The 22,264-nt window shown below is 56.3% G+C and carries 20 protein-coding genes; 19 read left to right on the forward strand and 1 reads right to left on the reverse strand.

Annotated elements, in window-relative coordinates; genetic code table 11:
• Positions 1 to 32 precede the first annotated feature (32 nt).
• The 10 genes from K5R89_RS11765 (at position 33) to K5R89_RS11810 (ending at position 11,626) form a co-directional block, all read left to right on the forward strand.
• Complete coding sequence (locus K5R89_RS11765; protein ID WP_004176871.1) at positions 33 to 1,079, forward strand: PhoH family protein; 1,047 nt, start codon at positions 33 to 35, stop codon at positions 1,077 to 1,079.
• Positions 1,076 to 1,549, forward strand: a complete 474-nt coding sequence (gene ybeY / locus K5R89_RS11770; protein ID WP_023288844.1) for an rRNA maturation RNase YbeY — start codon at positions 1,076 to 1,078, stop codon at positions 1,547 to 1,549. The genes K5R89_RS11765 and ybeY overlap by 4 nt, the downstream gene beginning before the upstream one ends.
• A 146-nt stretch (positions 1,550 to 1,695) precedes the next feature.
• Positions 1,696 to 2,574, forward strand: a complete 879-nt coding sequence (corC, locus tag K5R89_RS11775) for a CNNM family magnesium/cobalt transport protein CorC (RefSeq protein WP_004197606.1) — start codon at positions 1,696 to 1,698, stop codon at positions 2,572 to 2,574.
• Positions 2,575 to 2,702: 128 nt separating this feature from the next.
• On the forward strand, positions 2,703 to 4,241 hold the full coding sequence (gene lnt, locus K5R89_RS11780) for an apolipoprotein N-acyltransferase (RefSeq protein ID WP_217259388.1): 1,539 nt from the start codon (positions 2,703 to 2,705) through the stop codon (positions 4,239 to 4,241).
• A gap of 356 nt (positions 4,242 to 4,597) precedes the next feature.
• The gene (locus K5R89_RS11785; RefSeq protein ID WP_023288842.1) at positions 4,598 to 5,509 is read left to right on the forward strand and encodes an amino acid ABC transporter substrate-binding protein; all 912 of its coding nucleotides are present in this window, start codon (positions 4,598 to 4,600) and stop codon (positions 5,507 to 5,509) included.
• 164 nt (positions 5,510 to 5,673) lie between these two features.
• Positions 5,674 to 6,414: an amino acid ABC transporter permease gene (locus K5R89_RS11790; protein WP_032455129.1), complete on the forward strand. Its 741-nt coding sequence runs from the start codon at positions 5,674 to 5,676 to the stop codon at positions 6,412 to 6,414.
• On the forward strand, positions 6,414 to 7,088 hold the full coding sequence (gltK, locus tag K5R89_RS11795) for a glutamate/aspartate ABC transporter permease GltK (protein WP_002894707.1): 675 nt from the start codon (positions 6,414 to 6,416) through the stop codon (positions 7,086 to 7,088). Before K5R89_RS11790 ends, gltK begins: the two co-directional genes overlap by 1 nt.
• Positions 7,088 to 7,813 carry an amino acid ABC transporter ATP-binding protein gene (locus K5R89_RS11800; RefSeq protein ID WP_004885898.1) on the forward strand — a complete coding sequence of 242 codons (726 nt, stop codon included), beginning with the start codon at positions 7,088 to 7,090 and terminating at the stop codon, positions 7,811 to 7,813. The genes gltK and K5R89_RS11800 overlap by 1 nt, the downstream gene beginning before the upstream one ends.
• Positions 7,814 to 8,113: 300 nt before the next feature.
• A complete protein-coding gene (locus K5R89_RS11805) occupies positions 8,114 to 9,784 on the forward strand; it encodes a ShlB/FhaC/HecB family hemolysin secretion/activation protein (protein WP_217259387.1) in 1,671 nt (556 codons plus the stop codon).
• Between the two features lie 63 nt (positions 9,785 to 9,847).
• On the forward strand, positions 9,848 to 11,626 hold the full coding sequence (locus tag K5R89_RS11810) for a filamentous hemagglutinin N-terminal domain-containing protein (protein ID WP_217259386.1): 1,779 nt from the start codon (positions 9,848 to 9,850) through the stop codon (positions 11,624 to 11,626).
• Between the two features lie 309 nt (positions 11,627 to 11,935).
• On the opposite strand, the gene K5R89_RS11815 is transcribed toward K5R89_RS11810, so the two are convergent.
• Positions 11,936 to 12,418 (reverse strand): zinc ribbon-containing protein, encoded by a 483-nt coding sequence (locus K5R89_RS11815; RefSeq protein ID WP_025999140.1) that lies wholly within the window; start codon positions 12,416 to 12,418, stop codon positions 11,936 to 11,938.
• A gap of 226 nt (positions 12,419 to 12,644) precedes the next feature.
• Between K5R89_RS11815 and leuS the strand changes: the two genes are divergently transcribed.
• From leuS to mrdB, 9 genes are all read left to right on the forward strand, one after another.
• Complete coding sequence (gene leuS, locus K5R89_RS11820) at positions 12,645 to 15,227, forward strand: leucine--tRNA ligase (RefSeq protein WP_044521615.1); 2,583 nt, start codon at positions 12,645 to 12,647, stop codon at positions 15,225 to 15,227.
• A 14-nt stretch (positions 15,228 to 15,241) separates the two neighbouring features.
• The gene (gene lptE, locus K5R89_RS11825) at positions 15,242 to 15,832 is read left to right on the forward strand and encodes an LPS assembly lipoprotein LptE (protein WP_004885890.1); all 591 of its coding nucleotides are present in this window, start codon (positions 15,242 to 15,244) and stop codon (positions 15,830 to 15,832) included.
• Positions 15,832 to 16,863 carry a DNA polymerase III subunit delta gene (holA, locus tag K5R89_RS11830; protein ID WP_217259394.1) on the forward strand — a complete coding sequence of 344 codons (1,032 nt, stop codon included), beginning with the start codon at positions 15,832 to 15,834 and terminating at the stop codon, positions 16,861 to 16,863. The genes lptE and holA overlap by 1 nt, the downstream gene beginning before the upstream one ends.
• Positions 16,856 to 17,506 carry a nicotinate-nucleotide adenylyltransferase gene (nadD, locus tag K5R89_RS11835; protein ID WP_032455122.1) on the forward strand — a complete coding sequence of 217 codons (651 nt, stop codon included), beginning with the start codon at positions 16,856 to 16,858 and terminating at the stop codon, positions 17,504 to 17,506. Before holA ends, nadD begins: the two co-directional genes overlap by 8 nt.
• A 72-nt stretch (positions 17,507 to 17,578) precedes the next feature.
• On the forward strand, positions 17,579 to 18,208 hold the full coding sequence (locus K5R89_RS11840) for an adenosylcobalamin/alpha-ribazole phosphatase (RefSeq protein WP_101976521.1): 630 nt from the start codon (positions 17,579 to 17,581) through the stop codon (positions 18,206 to 18,208).
• Positions 18,209 to 18,430: 222 nt separating this feature from the next.
• Entirely contained in the window at positions 18,431 to 18,748 is a 318-nt protein-coding gene (gene rsfS / locus K5R89_RS11845; RefSeq protein WP_023288834.1) for a ribosome silencing factor, read from the forward strand.
• 3 nt (positions 18,749 to 18,751) lie between these two features.
• Complete coding sequence (gene rlmH / locus K5R89_RS11850; RefSeq protein WP_002894620.1) at positions 18,752 to 19,219, forward strand: 23S rRNA (pseudouridine(1915)-N(3))-methyltransferase RlmH; 468 nt, start codon at positions 18,752 to 18,754, stop codon at positions 19,217 to 19,219.
• A 27-nt stretch (positions 19,220 to 19,246) separates the two neighbouring features.
• Entirely contained in the window at positions 19,247 to 21,148 is a 1,902-nt protein-coding gene (gene mrdA, locus K5R89_RS11855) for a peptidoglycan DD-transpeptidase MrdA (RefSeq protein WP_023288833.1), read from the forward strand.
• Positions 21,148 to 22,260, forward strand: a complete 1,113-nt coding sequence (gene mrdB, locus K5R89_RS11860; protein ID WP_004885876.1) for a peptidoglycan glycosyltransferase MrdB — start codon at positions 21,148 to 21,150, stop codon at positions 22,258 to 22,260. The genes mrdA and mrdB overlap by 1 nt, the downstream gene beginning before the upstream one ends.
• Positions 22,261 to 22,264: the final 4 nt, after the last annotated feature.

The raw sequence follows: 22,264 nt of genomic DNA on the forward strand, positions 1-22,264 counted from the left end.
CGCGTCCGGCCACCTGCGTAAAGAGGAACAGTTTGAACATAGACACTCGTGAAATTACCCTGGAGCCAGCGGATAACGCACGCCTGTTAGCCCTGTGCGGCCCGTTTGACGACAACATCAAACAGCTGGAACGTCGGTTAGGCATTGAGATCAACCGCCGTGACAATCACTTTAAACTGACCGGACGCGCCCTATGCGTGCACGCCGCCGCCGATATTCTGCGCAGCCTGTATGTCGACACGGCGCCGATGCGCGGTCAGATTCAGGATATTGAACCAGAGCAGATCCATCTGGCGATCAAAGAGGCGCGCGTGCTGGAGCAGAGCGCCGAGAGCGTGCCGGAGTACGGAAAAGCCGTCAATATCAAGACCAAGCGCGGGGTGATCAAACCGCGTACGCCGAACCAGGCGCAGTACATCGCCAATATCCTCGATCACGACATCACCTTCGGCGTGGGTCCGGCAGGTACCGGGAAAACCTATCTGGCGGTGGCGGCGGCGGTCGATGCGCTGGAGCGCCAGGAGATCCGCCGCATTCTGCTGACCCGTCCGGCCGTCGAGGCGGGCGAAAAGCTCGGCTTCCTGCCCGGCGATCTGAGCCAGAAGGTCGACCCGTATCTGCGCCCGCTGTACGACGCGCTGTTCGAGATGCTCGGCTTTGAGAAGGTGGAAAAGCTGATTGAGCGTAACGTCATCGAAGTGGCTCCGCTGGCCTATATGCGCGGACGGACGCTGAATGACGCCTTTATCATTCTTGATGAAAGCCAGAACACCACCATCGAGCAGATGAAGATGTTCCTGACCCGCATCGGCTTTAACTCCAAGGCGGTGATCACCGGCGACATCACGCAGATTGACCTGCCGCGCAGCACCAAATCCGGTCTGCGCCACGCCATCGAAGTGCTGGCGGAAGTGGATGAGATCAGCTTTAACTTCTTCCATAGCGAAGACGTGGTCCGCCATCCGGTGGTCGCCCGCATCGTGAACGCCTATGAGGCATGGGAAGCCGCAGACCAGAAACGTAAAGCAGAACTGGCCGCCGAGCGCAAACGCGAAGCCCAGGAACAGGAGCAAAAATGAGTCAGGTGATCCTCGATTTACAGCTGGCCTGCGAAGAGACCAGCGGCCTGCCGGACGAAGCCCTTTTTCAACGATGGGTCGACGCCGTCATTCCGCCGTTTCAGGAGGAGTCAGAGTTAACGATTCGTCTGGTCGACGTTGCAGAAAGCCATGAGCTGAACCTGACCTATCGCGGCAAGGATAAACCGACCAACGTCCTCTCTTTCCCGTTTGAAGCGCCGCCGGGGATTGAAATGCCGCTGCTCGGCGATCTGATCATTTGCCGTCAGGTGGTGGAGCAGGAAGCCAGCGAGCAAGGGAAGCCGCTGGAGGCGCACTGGGCGCATATGGTGGTTCACGGCAGCCTCCATCTGCTGGGCTACGATCACATCGAAGATGACGAAGCGGAAGAGATGGAAGCCCTCGAAACAGAGATAATGCTTGCTCTGGGCTATGAGGACCCGTACATTTCCGAGAAGATTGCTGAATAGCCCCCTGCCGGATGGCGGCGCTTGCGTCTCATCCGGCCGCTGTTCATGCATTTTACCCGCCTGAACCTCAGGCAACCCATGCCGTCCGGCGCTGAGTGTACGCGCGACGAGCGACATTAAATCAACATGAGAACCCAAACGACGCCATGAGCGACGACAATTCACACAGTAGTGACACAGTAAACAGCAAAAAGGGATTTTTCTCCCTGTTACTCAGCCAGCTCTTTCACGGGGAACCGAAAAACCGCGATGAACTGCTGGCGCTGATCCGTGATTCCGGGCAGAACGACCTTATCGATGAAGATACCCGTGACATGCTCGAAGGGGTAATGGATATCGCCGACCAGCGGGTCCGCGACATTATGATCCCCCGTTCACAAATGATTACCCTGAAACGCAATCAGACGCTGGACGAGTGCCTTGATGTCATCATCGAATCCGCCCACTCGCGCTTCCCGGTCATCAGTGAAGATAAAGATCACATCGAAGGGATTCTGATGGCCAAGGATCTGCTGCCGTTTATGCGCAGCGACGCCGAAGCTTTCAGCATGGAAAAAGTGTTACGGCCGGCGGTTGTCGTTCCGGAAAGCAAGCGGGTCGACCGCATGCTGAAAGAGTTTCGCTCACAGCGCTACCATATGGCGATCGTTATTGACGAATTCGGCGGCGTCTCCGGTCTGGTGACCATCGAGGATATCCTTGAGCTCATCGTCGGGGAAATTGAAGACGAATACGACGAAGAAGAAGATATCGATTTCCGCCAGCTGAGCCGCCATACCTGGACGGTGCGCGCTCTGGCCTCCATCGAAGACTTCAATGACGCCTTCGATACGCACTTCAGCGATGAAGAAGTGGATACCATTGGCGGACTGGTAATGCAGGCCTTTGGCCACCTGCCGGCTCGCGGCGAATCTATCGACATTGATGGTTACCAATTCAAGGTAGCAATGGCAGATAGTCGTCGTATCATTCAGGTGCATGTTAAGCTGCCGGATGACGCTCCCCAGCCGAAGCTGGAAGAGTAAGCGGCGGCGCTGAAGGTCACGGCCAGCCGGGAGACAGACCGTGGGCGATCCCCGGTTGTCCCCTCCCCCGGCTGGCAAACAGCATAGCCTGTGGCAACAGGCGTTAATTAACGGGACGATTAGCCTAAATGGTATTTGCCTCTCTTCTTGAACGTCAGCGCGTACGTCTGCTGCTGGCGCTGCTATTCGGAGCCAGCGGAACGCTGGCTTTTTCACCTTATGACTTCTGGCCCGCGGCGATTATTTCGCTGGTCGGTCTGCAGGCGTTAACCCTCAACCGCCGCCCGCTGCAAAGCGCCGGCATCGGCTATTTCTGGGGGCTCGGCCTGTTCGGCACGGGTATCAACTGGGTCTATGTCAGCATCGCGCAGTTTGGCGGTATGCCGGGCCCGGTTAACGTCTTCCTCGTCGTGCTGCTGGCGGCCTATCTCTCGCTCTACACCGGCCTGTTTGCCGGCCTGCTCGCCCGTCTGTGGCCCAAAACCAGCTGGCTGCGGGTGGCGATCGCCGCTCCCGTCGTCTGGCAGATCACCGAGTTCCTGCGCGGCTGGGTGCTGACCGGTTTTCCGTGGCTGCAGTTCGGCTACAGCCAGATTGACGGCCCGCTGAAAGGCCTGGCGCCGGTGATGGGCGTCGAGGCGATCAACTTCCTGCTGATGATGGTAAGCGGCCTGCTGGCCCTGGCCCTCGTACAGCGCAACGGGAAGTCGCTGGTCATTGCCGCGCTGCTGTTCGCCCTGCCGTTCCCGCTGCGCTATATCCAGTGGTATCAGCTGCTGCCGGCGCGTGCGACGCAGGTCTCGCTGGTGCAAGGCGATATCCCGCAGGCCATGAAGTGGGACGAGAAGCAGCTGGTTAACACTCTGAAAACCTATCTGACGCTGACCCAGCCGCATATCGGCCACTCGCAGCTGATTATCTGGCCCGAATCGGCGATCCCGGATCTCGAGATCAACCAGCAGCAGTTCCTCAGCATGATGGACGATCTGCTGCGCGCAAAAGACAGCTCACTGATCACCGGCATCGTCGACGCGCGTCTCAATAAGCAGAACCGCTACGACACCTACAACACCATCATTACCCTCGGCAAAGATAATCCGTACCGCTACGACTCGACCAACCGCTACAACAAGAACCATCTGGTGCCGTTCGGCGAGTTTGTACCGCTGGAGTCGATTCTGCGTCCGCTGGCGCCATTCTTCGACCTGCCGATGTCCTCCTTCAGCCGCGGTCCCTACGTGCAGCCGCAGCTGATGGCGCATAACCTAAAGCTGACCGCGGCCATCTGCTACGAGATCATCCTCGGGGAACAGGTGCGGGATAACTTCCGTCCGGACACCGACTTCCTGCTGACCATCTCCAACGACGCCTGGTTCGGCAAGTCCATCGGCCCGTGGCAACACTTCCAGATGGCGCGGATGCGCGCCCTGGAGCTGGCCCGCCCGCTGCTGCGCAGCACCAACAACGGCATTACCGCCGTCATCGGCCCGCGCGGCGAGATTCAGAAGATGATCCCGCAGTTTACCCGCGAGGTGTTGACCACCACCGTGACGCCCACCAGCGGCTTGACCCCTTACGCCCGCACTGGCAACTGGCCGCTGTGGGCGCTGACGGCGCTGCTCGGCTTCGGCGCGCTGCTGATGAGCCTGCGTCAGCGTCGCCGATAAATGCTCTGCCGGCGACGCCCGTCGTCGGCTTTTTTTTCTTCCCGTCATTTGCCACCCTGGCACAGTCATTGCTTTATTTAATCGGGTAGCGCCGTCCTCTGGCCCAGTGCAACCGGGTTGCACCATAAACGATCGGCGGTCGCGCTATTTTGGTGCAATGGAAGATATTTGCCTCCGATTGGTGCGGAGCGCTTCGCAAAAATAAACAATAAAACAGCAAAATCTTTACATTAAGCCAAACTAAATGCTAACAAACACATACAAATGCGGCACGTGGATGCGTGCCCCCAATAACAACACACACAATCACAATGGGTATCAATAGCGTCGGTGACGCTGCGGATAAGGAGTTGGATATGCAATTACGTAAACTGGCCACGGCAATGCTGGTAATGGGAATGACCGCTGGTCTGGCGCAGGCGGAAGATGCTGCCCCGGCGGCTGGCCAGAGCACTCTGGATAAGATCGCGAAAAACGGCGTTATCGTTGTCGGCCATCGCGAATCTTCCGTCCCTTTCTCTTACTACGATAACCAACAGAAGGTTGTGGGTTACTCTCAGGACTACTCCAACGCCATCGTCGATGCCATCAAGAAGAAGCTGAACAAACCCGATCTGCAGGTCAAACTGATCCCGGTTACCTCGCAGAATCGTATCCCGCTGCTGCAGAATGGCACCTTTGATTTCGAGTGCGGCTCAACCACCAACAACCTCGAGCGCCAGAAACAGGCGGCCTTCTCCGATACTATCTTCGTCGTCGGCACTCGTCTGCTGGTGAAGAAAGGCGGCCCGATCAAAGATTTCCCGGACCTGAAGGATAAAGCGGTCGTTGTCACCTCCGGGACCACCTCAGAGATCCTGCTGCATAAGCTGAACGATGAGAAAAAAATGAATATGCGCATCATCAGCGCCAAAGATCATGGCGACTCTTTCCGCACCCTGGAGAGCGGACGCGCGGTGGCCTTTATGATGGATGACGCTCTGCTGGCCGGCGAACGCGCCAAGGCGAAGAAACCGGATAACTGGGAAATCGTCGGCACCGCGCAGTCGAAAGAAGCCTATGGCTGCATGCTGCGTAAGGACGATCCGGCCTTCAAGGCGCTGGTCGATGAAACTGTTGCCCAGGCCCAGACCTCTGGCGAAGCGGCGAAGTGGTTCGATAAATGGTTCAAAAACCCGATTCCGCCAAAAAATCTTAACCTGAACTTCGAGCTGTCGGACGACATGAAAGCGCTGTTCAAATCACCTAATGACAAAGCACTGAACTAATTATAACAACCAGGGGCGGGATATCCTGCCCTCCCGATGGTTGTCACAGCACGGACAGACTATACGGCGGCTGGTCGTTCCCCAGCCGCCGCGAATACCGAAACAAGCTGGACAACCGTCTTCGAGGGTAGCAATGGCTACCCTTTTTTTTCCAGGAGTCATGTATGTCAATAGACTGGAACTGGGGGATATTCCTGCAACAGGCCCCCTTCGGCAACACTACCTACCTGGGCTGGCTGTGGAGCGGTTTTCAGATCACCGTCGCCCTCTCCATCTCGGCCTGGATCATCGCTTTTCTCGTCGGCTCGCTGTTCGGTATTTTGCGCACGGTGCCCAATCGTCTGCTCTCAGGGATTGGCACCTGCTATGTCGAACTGTTTCGCAACGTGCCGCTGATCGTGCAGTTCTTTACCTGGTACCTGGTGGTGCCGGAATTCCTGCCGGAAAATATCGGCATGTGGTTTAAATCGGAGCTGGACCCAAACATTCAGTTCTTTGTCTCCTCGATGCTGTGCCTGGGGCTGTTTACCGCCGCTCGCGTCTGCGAGCAGGTACGCGCCGCTATCCAGTCGCTGCCGCGCGGGCAAAAGAACGCCGGTCTGGCGATGGGGTTGACCCTGCCGCAAACCTACCGCTACGTGCTGCTGCCGAACGCCTATCGCGTTATCGTGCCGCCGATGACCTCGGAGATGATGAACCTGGTGAAAAACTCGGCCATCGCCTCCACCATCGGTCTGGCCGATATGGCCGCGCAGGCGGGCAAACTGCTGGACTACTCCGCTCATGCCTGGGAGTCTTTTACGGCCATCACCCTGGCCTATGTTTTCATCAACGCGGTGATTATGCTGATTATGTATGTGGTCGAGCGTAAGGTTCGCCTGCCTGGCAATATGGGAGGCAAATAATGTACGATTTTGACTGGAGTTCGATCGTTCCCTCCATGCCCTACCTGCTGGCGGGACTGGTGATCACCCTGAAGATCACAGTGATCGCCATCGTGGTCGGTATCGTCTGGGGCACCCTGCTGGCGGTAATGCGCCTGTCCAGCTTTTTGCCGCTGGCCTGGTTTGCTAAATCCTACGTTAACGTGTTCCGTTCCATCCCGCTGGTGATGGTTCTGCTGTGGTTCTACCTGATTGTCCCGGGCTTCCTGCAGAACGTGCTGGGACTGTCGCCGAAGACGGATATTCGCCTGATCTCGGCGATGGTGGCGTTTTCGATGTTCGAAGCCGCCTACTACTCGGAGATTATCCGCGCCGGCATCCAGAGCATCTCCCGCGGCCAGTCGAGCGCCGCGCTGGCGCTGGGAATGACCCACTGGCAGTCGATGCGGCTGGTGATCCTGCCGCAGGCCTTCCGCGCCATGGTGCCGCTGCTGTTAACCCAGGGGATCGTCCTCTTCCAGGATACCTCGCTGGTGTATGTTTTGAGCCTCGCCGACTTCTTCCGTACCGCCTCGACGATTGGCGAGCGTGACGGGACCCAGGTTGAAATGATCCTGTTCGCGGGCGGCGTCTATTTTGTGATTAGCCTCAGCGCCTCGCTGTTGGTCAGCTGGTTGAAGAAAAGGACTGTGTAATGATTACCCTGAAAAATGTTTCAAAATGGTATGGTCACTTTCAGGTGCTGACCGATTGCTCCACGGAAGTGAAAAAAGGCGAAGTCGTGGTGGTCTGCGGGCCGTCAGGCTCCGGTAAATCCACACTGATTAAAACCGTGAACGGCCTTGAGCCGGTGCAGCAGGGGCAGATTATCGTCGATGGCACCGTGGTTAACGATAAAAAGACCAATCTTGCCAAACTGCGCTCGCATGTCGGAATGGTGTTTCAGCATTTTGAACTGTTCCCGCACCTGTCGATTATCGACAACCTGACGCTGGCGCAGGTTAAGGTGCTCAATCGTGACAAAGCGTCATCGCGCAAGAAGGGTCTCAAGCTGCTGGAGCGCGTGGGCCTGGCGGCGCATGCGGAAAAATACCCGGCGCAGCTCTCCGGCGGCCAGCAGCAGCGCGTGGCCATCGCCCGTGCGCTGTGCATGGACCCGATCGCCATGCTGTTTGATGAACCTACCTCCGCGCTCGACCCGGAGATGATCAACGAGGTACTGGACGTCATGGTGGAACTGGCCAACGAAGGGATGACTATGATGGTGGTTACCCACGAAATGGGCTTCGCCCGCAAGGTGGCCAACCGGGTGATCTTTATGGATGAAGGAAAGATTGTCGAAGACGCCGATAAAGAAGCGTTCTTCGCTAACCCACAATCCGATCGCGCCAAAGACTTCCTCGCCAAAATTCTGCACTAACTTCTGCGGCGCGCACGATATCACCGTGCGCGCCTGTCAGCCCCTCCCCTTTTCAATCGCTTCCTCTCAAAGCGACAGCTTCACAACGTGAAGTAAAAATTTCACAAAGAATTCAGGGGCCGTAGAATAGATTAACCGCCACGTCATCGTTAGCATACGGCATCTTGTAATAATCCCCGTGAGTTTAAATTTCTTGAAAATAATATTTCAATTGACTTGCTATACGTCGCGCAGGCTATTTCATGCCGCGCACAACCATTAATTATAATCTTACTCAATGAAACAAACGGATATTGCTTCATGCGGACTAACACTAACAGACTGGCCATTATTTTGTGTTTAAATTTGCTCACCTGCTTTACCGCCTGGGCGGGTATTGAGGCCGCAACGGTAAACCAGGTTGAACAGGATAAAGCCCGTGAAAGCGCATTAATGCCCCATCAGCAGCAATACCAATCTTCTCGTACCCATACGAAAAAGCAAACCTTGATATTTCCCGAAGAAGCGACCTGTCGGTATATCACGAAAGTTGATATTACCTCCGAGGACAACGCAAAAACCACCGCCCTCCTCGGGAAGATCGCAGCCCAGGCGCCCGGCCATTGCCTCGGAATAGAAGGTATTCGCCTGCTGACGAACGCCTTACAAAATGAACTGATAACGCAAGGGTATATTACTTCCCTGATCGATATCCCTTCTCAGTCACTAGAAGGGGGCATACTCAAAATAACGCTGACTTATGGCAAAACGGGGCATATTGATTTTGCGCCGAAGAGCGCCACGACGAACCTGTGGACCTCCATGCCCACGCATACCGGTAAAATCCTGCGCCTCAGCGATCTTGAACAAGGGATGGCTAACCTGCAGCGGCTGCCTGGCGCCAGCGCCCATATGAAGCTGCGGCCCGGGGAACACATTGGCGAAAGTGATATTGAAATCGCCCGGGTAATGGATAAACAGTGGCAGGTTGGCGCCTGGCTTGATGACGCAGGCAGCCGCGCCAGCGGTCGCTATCAGGGCGGCGGCGCGCTATACCTTTACGATTTATCTTCATTGAACGATATTCTTTCCATCTCGGCAGGCGGCGACGTTGAATTCAACCAGCACAACGACGGCAACCATAACGGCAACCTTTACTACTCCGTGCCTTTTGGTTACTGGTCATTGAGCCTGTACGGCTCCTACAGCCAGTACCGCCAGCTGTTTAAAGGAAGATGGTCAAGCATCGACTATAAAAGTAAAAACCGTTATTACAGCGCGACCCTTAGCCGCCTGCTTTCGCATACCCGACAACAAAAAACGACCGCCGATCTGCGCATAGCAAAGAGCAGTTCGCACTACTTTTTTGGCGGCGATGAGCTGCATGTAATGCGTAAACAAAATCCTGTCTGGGAATTTACCCTGCGCCACCAGCGCTATTTTAACAATAAAATTGTCGACGCCAGCGTAGGTACTCAGCGCAGCCTGCCGTGGCTCAGCTCCGTGCCTACGCCGGAGGAAAAAGCCGGTTTATATAGCCGCCATTCGCGCATCGTTCACGCCGATATACAGGCCTTAATGCAGTTTGCCGCAACCGGCGATAAGTTTAGCTGGATGCCGCGTTTCCATGCCCAGTTCAGCCCGGATAGATTATCTTCGGACAACCAGTTTAATATCGGCAATCGCTGGACGGTTCGCGGCTTTGATGGTGAAAATACGCTTTCGGCCAATCAAGGCTGGTACTGGCGCAATGATTTTAGCTGGAATATTCCCACCCCCGACCGGCAGGTATATCTTGGTCTTGACTTCGGCCGGATCATTGGTAGCGAGCACGCCAGGCAAGGAAAAAGTCTTTCTGGCGCAGTCGGCGGCGTCCGCGGAGAAATAGCGTCTACGCAATATGACTTTTTTATCGGCACGCCCATTAGTAAACCTGACGACTTTCATAGCGATGCCATGAATATGGGCTTTTCATTACAGTGGAGGTATTAGTTTTCATCAGCACATTACTGCAATTTACTGATTCATTTTTTCATATTTAAAGGAATAAATTACATGTTTAAATTCAAGGTTTCATATGTTGCGCTGGCTGCAGCGCTAAGTTCATCCGTTGTTTATGCCGATCCCTCAAGCTATACGCATAAATCAGGGGCAAATGTTATTGATATCGAAGCCCCAAATGCCGCTGGCGTCTCGCATAAATTATATCGCGAATTTAACGTCGGCCCTAACGGCACCATATTAAACAATAGTGCCAGTGACGTTAATCACGAAACTCACGGTAATATCGCAAAGAATAACAATCTGACCAACGGCAGCGCTTCCGTCATTTTAAATGAAGTGACCTCCAATAAAATGAGTAACCTGCAGGGCTTTATCGAGGTTAACGGACAAAAAGCCGATGTCGTTATCGCCAACCCTAACGGCATCTCCTGCTCCGGATGCAGTTTTATTAATACTAACAAAGCAGTGCTGACGACAGGCCAGGTCAATCTGAGCGACACCGGTGCGATTGATAGCTATACGGTCACGCAAGGTAAAATCACCATCGGTGATAAAGGCATGAACGCCTCCTCAAACTATGCGATCTTGCTTGCGGATGCCATTGCGATTAACGGTACCCTTAACGCCGCCAGCACCGCCCTCAGCGCGGGTAACTTCACATATAATAACGCTACCGGAGAGATAGCAAACCATGGGAAAACGGCTACGGTCATGCAGATGCTCATACCGGAATATAGTATTGATATCAGCAATCTAGGCGGTATCAAGGCCAATAGCATCAGTATGGTGGGGAATACCTTAGGCCTCGGCGTGCGTAATAAAGGCGTTATTAGCGCAAACTCTATGCTTATGATGACGAGCTATGGTTCTCTGATTAATGAGGGCGCCATCAACGCGGACGGCCTTGTCGCTAATATGGTGTCTGCAGGGGATATGAAAAATAAAGGTACCATTAATAGCACCGCTTACGCTACGGCGTTGTCCAGTTTGGGGACATTAAACAATGAAGGCACTATTGCCAGCAGCAAAACACTTGGCGTAAATGCTAGCGGCGATCTCGTTAACGCGGGTACTTTTAGGGGAACTCAGATGCTATCCGTAGCCAGCGGGGGCAATCTCACTACTCGCTATGGGTCCTATATCGACACCGATGGCCAGTTAGCCGTGTCCGCCGTCAATATCGATAACGGCGGCTCAATCCTGGGCGATGTCACAAACATTGCTTTCAGCGGCAATACGCTTAACGTCACCGGCAACATCCGGGCTAACTCCAGCCTGACCGTGCAAGCTAAAAAGGATGACAACATCACTTCGGGGAAGATATATAACAAAGGTCGCATTGAAGGTAATGATGTATCCATAGTGACTAACGGTAATCTGGATCAGGAGGGGAATATTGTTGGTCAACATTCCCTGTCGATTAAAGGCGATGTGATCGATAATACTTATTATATTTACGGCGACACGCTGAACATCGAGAGTAACTACCTGCGGAACAGGGCAACGATCGACGGGAATGCTGTCAACATCACCGCGAATAACGGCATACTTAATGAGGGTCAAATGATGAGTAGCGGGGACATGACTCTGTATACGCAACAAACCGCTGACATCACCAACTATAAAACGATTAAGGCGAATGGTTCCCTGACGATGACCACCCGGTATGTCAAAAATGGTGGCTACCGCTGCGGTTTCCTGAACCTTTCAATTTGTAATGCAGGTTCTCTTTCTGCTGATAAGTTAGTGGTCAATTCTTACCATAACTACGCCTCTGACATGGGTGGTCGCCAGCAGTATAAGCAGGCAGAAATAAATACTATTCGTTGACAATAAGCGATGCGCTGGCGACAGCGCATCGCCGATGAGTCTCCGCAAATGACATAGCCTTGTTATCAGACAGCGCCCACGCCCCATTAGCAAGCGCACCGCGCATCTTATTCCAAATTAATTTGGTCAATATCATACGCTGAGCTGGCTGCGATACGCTGCGCGTTATGCTCCACGATAATCCGTGGCGGTGTAAAAAATATGAGCATAACACCAATAAATCTATAAGGTTTATATTGCCCCATTAGATTTATCATTAATTATTTTTTCACCGGCCCGGCGCAATCATTCAGCACCGGGCCCGATCGATCAGGGCTCAAACGGGCGACGCTGGAACTGATCGTGGCCGCACTTCGGACAGCGCGGTAGCACATCCGGGGTATACACCGCCAGGTGATAGTGACACTTCTCACACACCAGGTTGCCTAAACCGACCACTTCGCCGCTGTGGTATACGCCGTGATGATTCAGATCCTGAAAAACCTCCCGCCACTCAAGCTGGGTTTTGTCAGTGATATCGGCCAGCTCCTGCCACAGGCTCTCTTTGATCACCCGCATAAACACGCTGTCGCTCTCGTCTTCATGACTCTCTTCGTAGCTGCGGGCAAACTCCTCAAGATCGCGCTTGACCGCGGCTATCACCGACTCAATCTCGCTCTGCGTCAGATCGCCGGCGCGGACAATTTTATCGCGTGCCTGCGTCACCAGCGCGTCAATATCGCGTTCTCCATGGCGGAGCCGTTCGCTGAGCGAGGAGACCAGTTCACGGTAATATTGAGCAACCTTGTTCATCATTTCGCCTCCGGTGTGGTTAACGTCTTCTGATAATAGACCTTATTCCTCTCCCGCTGTGTCTGACAAGCCACAGACTCGCGAAATAATCTGCCCAGCTTTTGCCGATGTTGATGTGCGAAAAGCTGTTTTGACGTTGGCGTTTGGGCTATGCTATGCCGATCTGAAATAACACATCCATTGGCTACATTTTGTAGCTGTATTGAAAACAGGACCACTGGCTGCCATGCAAGAGCAATACCGCCCGGAAGAGATAGAATCGAAAGTCCAGCTTCACTGGGACGAAAATCGTACATTTGAAGTAACTGAAGACGAGAGCAAAGAGAAGTATTACTGCCTGTCGATGCTTCCTTATCCTTCTGGTCGACTACACATGGGTCACGTGCGTAACTACACCATCGGCGACGTGATTGCCCGCTATCAGCGTATGCTGGGTAAAAACGTCCTGCAGCCGATTGGCTGGGATGCGTTCGGTCTGCCTGCGGAAGGCGCGGCGGTAAAAAACAACACCGCGCCAGCGCCGTGGACCTACGACAACATCGCCTACATGAAAAACCAGCTCAAAATGCTGGGCTTCGGCTATGACTGGAGCCGCGAGCTGGCGACCTGCACCCCGGAATACTACCGCTGGGAGCAGAAGTTCTTCACCGAGCTGTACAAAAAAGGCCTGGTGTACAAAAAAACCTCCGCGGTGAACTGGTGCCCGAACGACCAGACCGTACTGGCCAACGAGCAGGTTATCGACGGCTGCTGCTGGCGCTGCGACACCAAAGTCGAGCGTAAAGAGATCCCGCAGTGGTTTATTAAAATCACCGCCTACGCCGATGAGCTGTTGAACGATCTGGATAAGCTGGACCACTGGCCGGACACCGTGAAGACCATGCAGCGCAACTGGATCGGCCGTTCTGAAGGGGTGGAAATCTCCTTTGACGTTAACCATTACGCCGACAAGCTGACCGTCTACACCACCCGCCCGGACACCTTTATGGGCTGTACCTACCTGGCGGTCGCTGCGGGTCACCCGCTGGCGCAGCAGGCTGCGGCCAACAATCCGGCGCTGGCCACCTTCATCGACGAATGCCGCAACACCAAAGTGGCGGAAGCCGACATGGCGACGATGGAGAAAAAAGGCGTCGATACCGGCTTTAAAGCTATCCACCCGCTGACTGGCGAAGAAATTCCGGTATGGGCGGCTAACTTCGTGCTGATGGAGTACGGCACCGGCGCGGTGATGGCCGTTCCGGGTCACGACCAGCGCGACTACGAGTTCGCCAGCAAATACGGGCTGAACATCAAGCCGGTGATCCTCGCCGCCGACGGTTCTGAGCCAGATCTCTCGGAGCAGGCGCTGACCGAGAAAGGCGTCCTGTTTAACTCCGGCGAGTTCAGCGGCCTCGATTATGAAGCGGGCTTCAACGCCATTGCCGACAAACTGGCAGCCATGGGCGTCGGCGAGCGTAAAATTAACTACCGCCTGCGCGACTGGGGCGTGTCCCGTCAGCGCTACTGGGGCGCGCCGATCCCGATGGTCACCCTGGAAGACGGCACCGTGCTGCCGACCCCGGAAGATCAGCTGCCGGTGATCCTGCCGGAAGACGTGGTCATGGACGGCATCACCAGCCCGATCAAAGCCGATCCTGAATGGGCCAAGACCACGGTTAACGGCCAGCCGGCGCTGCGCGAAACCGACACCTTCGACACCTTTATGGAATCCTCCTGGTACTATGCGCGCTACACCTGCCCGCAGTATCAGGAAGGGATGCTGGATTCGCAAGCGGCCAACTACTGGCTGCCGGTCGATATCTACATCGGCGGTATCGAACACGCGATCATGCACCTGCTCTACTTCCGCTTCTTCCACAAGCTGATGCGCGACGCGGGTATGGTCAACTCCGATGAGCCGGCGAAACAGCTGCTGTGCCAGGGCATGGTGCTGGCTGACGCTTTCTACTACGTAGGCGAAAACGGCGAACGTAACTGGGTCTCCCCGGTTGACGCCATCGTCGAACGTGACGAAAAAGGCCGTATCGTTAAGGCCAAAGACGCGGCGGGCCACGAGCTGGTGTACACCGGCATGAGCAAGATGTCCAAGTCGAAAAACAACGGCATCGACCCGCAGGTCATGGTTGAGCGCTACGGCGCGGATACCGTGCGTCTGTTCATGATGTTCGCCTCCCCGGCGGATATGACCCTCGAGTGGCAGGAATCTGGCGTCGAAGGGGCGAACCGCTTCCTGAAACGCGTCTGGAAGCTGGTCTACGAACACACCACCAAAGGGGACGTTGCGGCCCTGAACGTGGCGGCGCTGAGTGAAGATCAGAAAGCGCTGCGTCGCGATATCCACAAAACCATCGCCAAAGTGACCGATGACATCGGTCGTCGTCAGACCTTCAACACCGCCATCGCGGCGATCATGGAGCTGATGAACAAGCTGGCGAAAGCGCCGCAGGAAGATGAGCAGGATCGCGCTCTGATGCAGGAAGCCCTGCTGGCGGTCGTGCGTATGCTCAACCCGTTCACCCCGCACGCCAGCTTCACCCTGTGGCGTGAGCTGAACGGTGAAGGCGATATCGACAACGCGCCGTGGCCGGTGGCAGATGAAAGCGCGATGGTGGAAGACAGCACCCTCGTCGTCGTCCAGGTCAACGGCAAAGTTCGTGGTAAAATTACCGTTGCGGTAGACGCAACTGAAGAGCAGGTCCGCGAGCGCGCCGGCCAGGAGCATCTGGTGGCGAAGTATCTCGACGGCAAAACCGTGCGTAAAGTGATTTACGTTCCGGGTAAACTGCTCAATCTGGTCGTTGGCTAAGCGCGGGAGGAAGCGTGCGATATCTGGTAACAATGTTGTTATCTCTGGCGGTGCTTGCCACCGCCGGCTGTGGCTGGCATCTGCGTAGCACTACCAAGGTGCCCACCACCATGAAAACCATGATCTTCCAGTCGAGCGATCCGAACGGGCCGTTAAGCCGCGCGGTGCGTAATCAGCTGCGTCTTAACGGCGTGGAACTGATCGACGCCAGCACGCTGCGTAAAGATGTCCCTTCTCTGCGCCTCGATGGATCGTCGATTCAGAAAGATACGGCATCGGTGTTCCAGGACGGTCGTACGGCGGAATATCAGATGGTCATGACCGTTCATGCCAGCGTCCTGATCCCGGGTCACGATATCTATCCGATAACCACCAAGGTCTATCGTTCGTTCTTTGATAACCCGCAGGCGGCGCTAGCCAAAGACGCCGAGCAGGATATGATTATCCAGGAAATGTACGATAAAGCGGCGGAACAGCTGATTCGTAAACTGCCAAGCGTTCAGGTAGCGGATGTTGAAGCCACCCAGCAGGAAGAAAAACCGGTCGCGGGCAGCACCGCGCCGGCGTCCTCGGGTAACCGCGTCTCCACCACGCTGGGTCAATGATGATTCGGTTGTACCCGGAACAGCTCCGCGTGCAGCTCACTGAAGGGCTGCGCGCGGCCTATCTGCTGCTTGGCAACGATCCTCTGCTGTTGCAGGAAAGCCAGGACGCTATTCGCGAAGCCGCTGCCGCGCAGGGCTTTACCGAACACCACACCTTCACTATCGATAGCAGCACCGACTGGCAGGCGCTTTTCGCCTTAAGCCAGGCGATGAGCCTGTTTGCCAGCCGGCAAACCCTGCTGTTGATCCTGCCGGAAAACGGCCCCAACGCGGCGATCAATGAACAGCTGGCGACGCTGGTCGGTCTGCTGCACGACGACCTGCTGCTGATCGTTCGCGGCAGTAAGTTGACCAAAGCCCAGGAGAATGCCGCGTGGCTCACCGCGCTGGCTCAGCGCGCCGTCCAGGTCAGCTGCCAGACGCCGGAATACGCGCAGCTGCCGCGCTGGCTGGCTGCGCGGGCTAAACAGCATCAGCTGCAGCTCGACGACGCGGCCAGCCAGCTGCTGTGCTACTGTTACGAAGGCAATCTGCTGGCGCTGGCGCAGGCGCTGGAGCGGCTGGCACTCCTCTGGCCGGACGGTAAGCTGACCCTGCCCCGCGTTGAGCAGGCAGTGAACGATGCCGCGCACTTTACCCCTTACCATTGGGTCGATGCCCTGCTGGCAGGCAAAAGCAAGCGCGTGCTGCACGTTCTGCAGCAGCTCCGTCTTGAAGGCTGCGAGCCGGCGATCCTGCTGCGTACGCTACAGCGGGAGCTGCTGCTGCTGGTCACCCTCAAGCGCCAGTCGGCGCAGACGCCGCTGCGTTCGCTGTTTGATAAACATCGGGTCTGGCAAAACCGCCGTCAGCTGCTCAGCGACGCCCTCGCCCGACTCAGCGGCGAACAGCTGCGCCAGGCGGTGACCCTTCTGACCCGCGCGGAACTGACCTTTAAACAGGATTACGGGTACGACGTCTGGCCCGAACTGGAAAGTCTTTCGTTGTTGCTCTGCCACAAAGCCCTGGCGGACGTTTTTATTGATGGTTGATATGACTCACTTACAGGCAATCTATGGCGGCACCTTCGATCCGGTGCATTATGGTCACCTCAAGCCGGTCGAGATCCTGGCGAATCAGATTGGCCTGAGCAAGGTCATCATCATGCCTAATAACGTCCCGCCGCATCGTCCCCAGCCGGAAGCCACCAGCGCCCAGCGCGTGCACATGCTGAAGCTGGCGATTGCCGATAAGCCGCTGTTCACGCTTGATGAACGCGAACTGCGGCGCGATACCCCCTCCTGGACGGCGCAAACGCTGCAGGAGTGGCGCCAGGAGCAGGGGCCGCACAAGCCGCTGGCGTTTATCATTGGCCAGGATTCACTGCTCACCTTTCCCACCTGGCATAACTATGAAACCATCCTCGACAATGTCCACCTGATTGTCTGCCGCCGGCCGGGTTACCCGCTGACCATGGCCCATGAGGCCGATCAGCGCTGGCTGGATCGCCATTTAACCCACGACGTGGAGTCTTTGCATCACCGTCCTTCCGGCGTGATCTACCTGGCTGAGACCCCGTGGTTCGATATTTCGGCGACGATCATTCGCCAGCGCCTTGAGCGCGGCGAGTCCTGCGCCGAGATGCTGCCGGCCGCGGTGCTGGACTACATCCGCGAGCAGGGTCTCTATTGCTGACCCCGGGCTGGGCCTGGCGCGAAAAAAGCGCTATCGTAACGCCACCTCTCCAACGCCTGTCAGAGCCTGTTCATGAAATTGTGGTTAGTTCGCCATGGCGAAACCGAAGCCAACGTTGCCGGGTTATACAGCGGCCACGCCCCCACGCCCCTGACGCCGCGCGGCGTCGCTCAGGCGCGAGCACTCGGTGAACGACTGCGCGCGGTGCCTTTCGATAAAGTCTTCTGCAGCGAGCTGGCGCGGACCGGGACAACGGCCGATCTGCTGCTTGGCGATCGCGCTATCCCGCGCGAATGCCATGCCGCGCTCAATGAGATGTTTTTCGGCGACTGGGAGATGCGCCATCATCGCGACCTCCAGCGAGAAGATGCGGAAAACTATGCCGCATGGTGCGCTGACTGGCAGCACGCGGCCCCGACCAACGGCGAAAGCTTTCAGCGTTTTGCCCGCCGCGTCAGCGAGTTTACCCCCACGCTGACCGAATGCCGCCATCTTGACCACCTGCTGATCGTCGGCCATCAGGGCGTCCTGAGCCTGCTGACCGCCCTGCTGTTGCAGATGCCCGCCGCGGCGATGTGGCACTTTCCGATAGCCCATGGCGCCTGGAGTCTCCTCGACATTCGCGACGATTTCACCACCCTGCGGGTATTAAATAGCCAGGCCGTCTGGCAGCCGCAACAAGAATTCCCGCCGAACCATTGACAGGCCAGAGCAGGCTGCTATTCTCCGCTGCCAGGCAGCATCCGCCAAAGCAGGTTTGCAGAAATTGTTTTACAAAAATGGCGATGCAATCCTCGGCGAGGGATGGGATGATACTCCGCCGCGAACGCCTGCCGACAGACATTTCACCCGACTTTTTCATTAGTTCAGGTATACTGTCAGGCTCTTTATGATTATCAATCTTCACGCACCCAGGGGGAACACTTGCAGGGTAAAGCACTCCAGGATTTTGTTATCGACAAAATTGATGACCTGAAAGGTCAGGACATCGTTGCCATTGATGTACATGGCAAATCCAGCATCACCGATTGCATGATTATCTGCACCGGCACCTCCACGCGTCATGTGATGTCCATCGCCGACCACGTGGTTCAGGAATCCCGCGCCGCCGGCTTGCTGCCCCTGGGCGTTGAAGGGGAAGCCGCCGCCGACTGGATCGTCGTCGACCTCGGCGACGTGATGGTTCACGTCATGCAGGAAGAGAGCCGTCGTCTGTACGAGCTGGAAAAACTCTGGAGTTAATGCGTGAAGTTGCAGCTGGTGGCCGTTGGCACCAAAATGCCGGACTGGGTACAGACCGGCTTTAGCGAGTATCTGCGCCGTTTTCCCAAAGATATGCCGTTCGAACTGGTGGAGATCCCTGCCGGTAAGCGCGGCAAGAACGCTGATATCAAGCGCATCCTCGAAAAAGAGGGCGAGATGATGTTAGCCGCTGCCGGTAAAAACCGCATCGTGACCCTGGATATTCCGGGTAAACCATGGGATACGCCGCAGCTGGCGCGCGAACTGGAACGCTGGAAACAGGACGGGCGCGACGTCAGTTTGCTGGTCGGCGGCCCGGAAGGCCTCTCTCCAGCCTGTAAAGCAGCGGCGGAACAGAGTTGGTCGCTCTCCACCCTCACCTTACCTCACCCGCTGGTGCGCGTACTGGTGGCCGAGAGCCTGTATCGGGCGTGGAGCATTACCACCAACCATCCGTACCACCGTGAGTAATGATGATCAGGGTAGACTGAGCAGCGAATGAAATTACAGAATTCTTTCCGCGACTATACGGCTGAATCCTCGCTGTTCGTGCGCCGGGCGCTGGTCGCTTTTTTGGGGATTTTGCTGCTTACCGGCGTTCTGATCGCCAACCTGTACAATGTGCAAATCGTTCGCTTCGACGACTATCAGACGCGCTCGAACGAAAACCGCATCAAGCTGGTGCCGATCCCGCCGAGCCGCGGCATTATTTACGATCGCAACGGCACCCCGCTGGCGCTTAACCGCACCATTTATCAGCTGGAGATGATGCCGGAGAAAGTCGATAACGTGCAACAGACGCTGGATGCGCTACGCGACGTCGTCGATTTAACCGACGATGATATCGCCGGTTTCAAAAAGGAGCGCGCCCGCTCCCATCGCTTTACCTCGATTCCGGTCAAGGTCAACCTCAGCGAAGTGCAGGTGGCCCGCTTTGCCGTCAACCAGTACCGCTTTCCCGGCGTGGAAGTCAAAGGCTACAAGCGCCGTTACTACCCCTATAACTCGGCGCTGACGCACGTCATCGGCTACGTGTCGAAAATTAACGATAAAGACGTCGACCGCCTCGATAAAGAGGGCAAACTGGCCAACTACGCCTCGACCCATGACATCGGTAAGCTGGGTATTGAGCGTTATTACGAGGACGTCCTGCACGGTCAGACCGGCTACGAAGAGGTTGAAGTAAACAACCGCGGCCGCGTTATTCGTCAGCTCAAAGAGGTGCCTCCGCAGGCCGGACGCGACATCTACCTCACCCTCGACCTCAAGCTACAGCAGTATATCGAAACGCTGCTGGCCGGCAGCCGCGCCGCGGTGGTGGTCACCGACCCGCGTACCGGCGCCATTCTGGCGCTGGTTTCGACGCCGAGCTACGACCCGAACCTGTTCGTCGACGGCATCTCCAGCAAAGATTACTCCGGCCTGCTCAACGATCCCAACACGCCGCTGGTCAACCGTGCGACGCAAGGGGTCTATCCGCCGGCATCGACGGTCAAACCGTACGTCGCCGTCTCGGCGCTGAGCGCCGGGGTGATCACGCGCAATACCAGCCTGTTCGACCCGGGCTGGTGGCAGCTGCCCGGCTCGGAAAAACGCTATCGTGACTGGAAAAAATGGGGCCACGGCCACCTGAACGTCACCAAAGCGCTGGAGGAGTCTGCGGATACCTATTTCTATCAGGTCGCCTATGACATGGGCATCGATCGCCTCTCGGAGTGGATGAGCAAGTTCGGCTACGGCCACTATACCGGTATCGACCTCGCCGAAGAGCGCTCGGGCAACATGCCGACCCGCGAATGGAAGCTCAAACGCTTTAAGAAACCCTGGTACCAGGGGGACACCATTCCGGTGGGCATCGGCCAGGGTTACTGGACCGCCACGCCGATCCAGATGAACAAAGCGCTGATGATCCTGATTAACGACGGGGTGGTAAAAGTGCCGCACCTGCTGCAAAGCACCGTGGAAGACGGCAAGCCCGTTCCGTGGGTCCAGCCTCATGAGCCGCCGGTAGGCGACATCCATTCCGGCTACTGGGAAATCGCCAAAGACGGCATGTTCGGCGTGGCCAACCGCGGCAACGGCACCGCGCACAAATATTTCGCCAGCGCGCCGTATAAAATCGCGGCCAAGTCCGGTACCGCCCAGGTGTTCGGCCTGAAGGCCAACGAAACCTATAACGCGCACCGAATCTCTGAGCGTCTGCGTGACCATAAACTGATGACGGCGTTTGCGCCTTATAACAACCCGCAGGTTGCCGTGGCGATGATCCTGGAAAACGGCGGTGCCGGCCCGGCGGTCGGTACGATTATGCGCCAAATCCTCGATCACATCATGCTGGGCGATAATAACACCACGCTGCCAAGCGAAAACCCGGCGGTAACCGCAGGGGAGGATCAATAATGACGGATAATCCGAACAAAAAATCGCTGTGGGATAAGATCCATCTTGACCCCACTATGGTGCTGATCCTGCTGGCGCTGCTGACCTACAGCGCGCTGGTTATCTGGAGCGCCAGCGGTCAGGACGTCGGCATGATGGAGCGTAAAATCGGCCAGATCGCCATGGGCGTGGTGATCATGATCGTCATGGCGCAGATCCCGCCGCGGGTCTATGAGGGCTGGGCGCCCTACCTCTATATTTTCTGTATTATTCTGCTGGTGGCCGTCGACGCCTTCGGCGCCATCTCCAAAGGGGCTCAGCGCTGGCTGGATCTCGGTATCGTCCGCTTTCAGCCGTCGGAGATTGCAAAAATCGCCGTGCCGCTGATGGTGGCGCGCTTTATTAACCGCGACGTCTGCCCGCCTTCGCTGAAGAATACCGGTATTGCCCTGGTGCTGATCTTCCTGCCGACGCTGCTGGTGGCGGCGCAGCCTGACCTCGGCACCTCGATTCTGATCGCCCTCTCCGGGCTGTTTGTGCTGTTCCTTTCCGGTCTAAGCTGGCGTCTTATCGGGATCGCCGTGGTGCTGGTCGCCGCCTTTATACCGATCCTGTGGTTCTTCCTGATGCATGACTATCAGCGCCAGCGCGTGATGATGCTCCTCGACCCGGAAACCGACCCGCTGGGCGCCGGCTATCACATTATTCAGTCTAAAATTGCCATTGGCTCCGGCGGTCTGCGCGGCAAAGGCTGGCTGCACGGCACCCAGTCGCAGCTGGAGTTTCTGCCGGAACGCCATACCGACTTTATCTTTGCCGTTCTCGCCGAAGAGCTGGGCCTGATTGGCGTACTGATCCTGCTGGCGCTCTATATTCTGCTGATCATGCGCGGACTGTGGATCGCCGCCCAGGCGCAGACCACCTTTGGCCGGGTCATGGCCGGTGGTTTAATGTTGATTTTATTCGTTTATGTCTTCGTAAATATTGGTATGGTGAGTGGTATTTTACCGGTGGTGGGCGTACCGTTGCCGCTGGTGAGCTACGGGGGCTCCGCCCTGATCGTATTGATGGCCGGGTTTGGTATCGTGATGTCGATCCATACCCACAGAAAAATGTTGTCGAAAAGCGTTTAAAGGG

It is taken from the genome of Klebsiella sp. TF21-TM, from assembly GCF_019753495.1.
In the GTDB taxonomy this organism is placed as follows: Bacteria; Pseudomonadota; Gammaproteobacteria; order Enterobacterales; family Enterobacteriaceae; genus Klebsiella; species Klebsiella quasipneumoniae.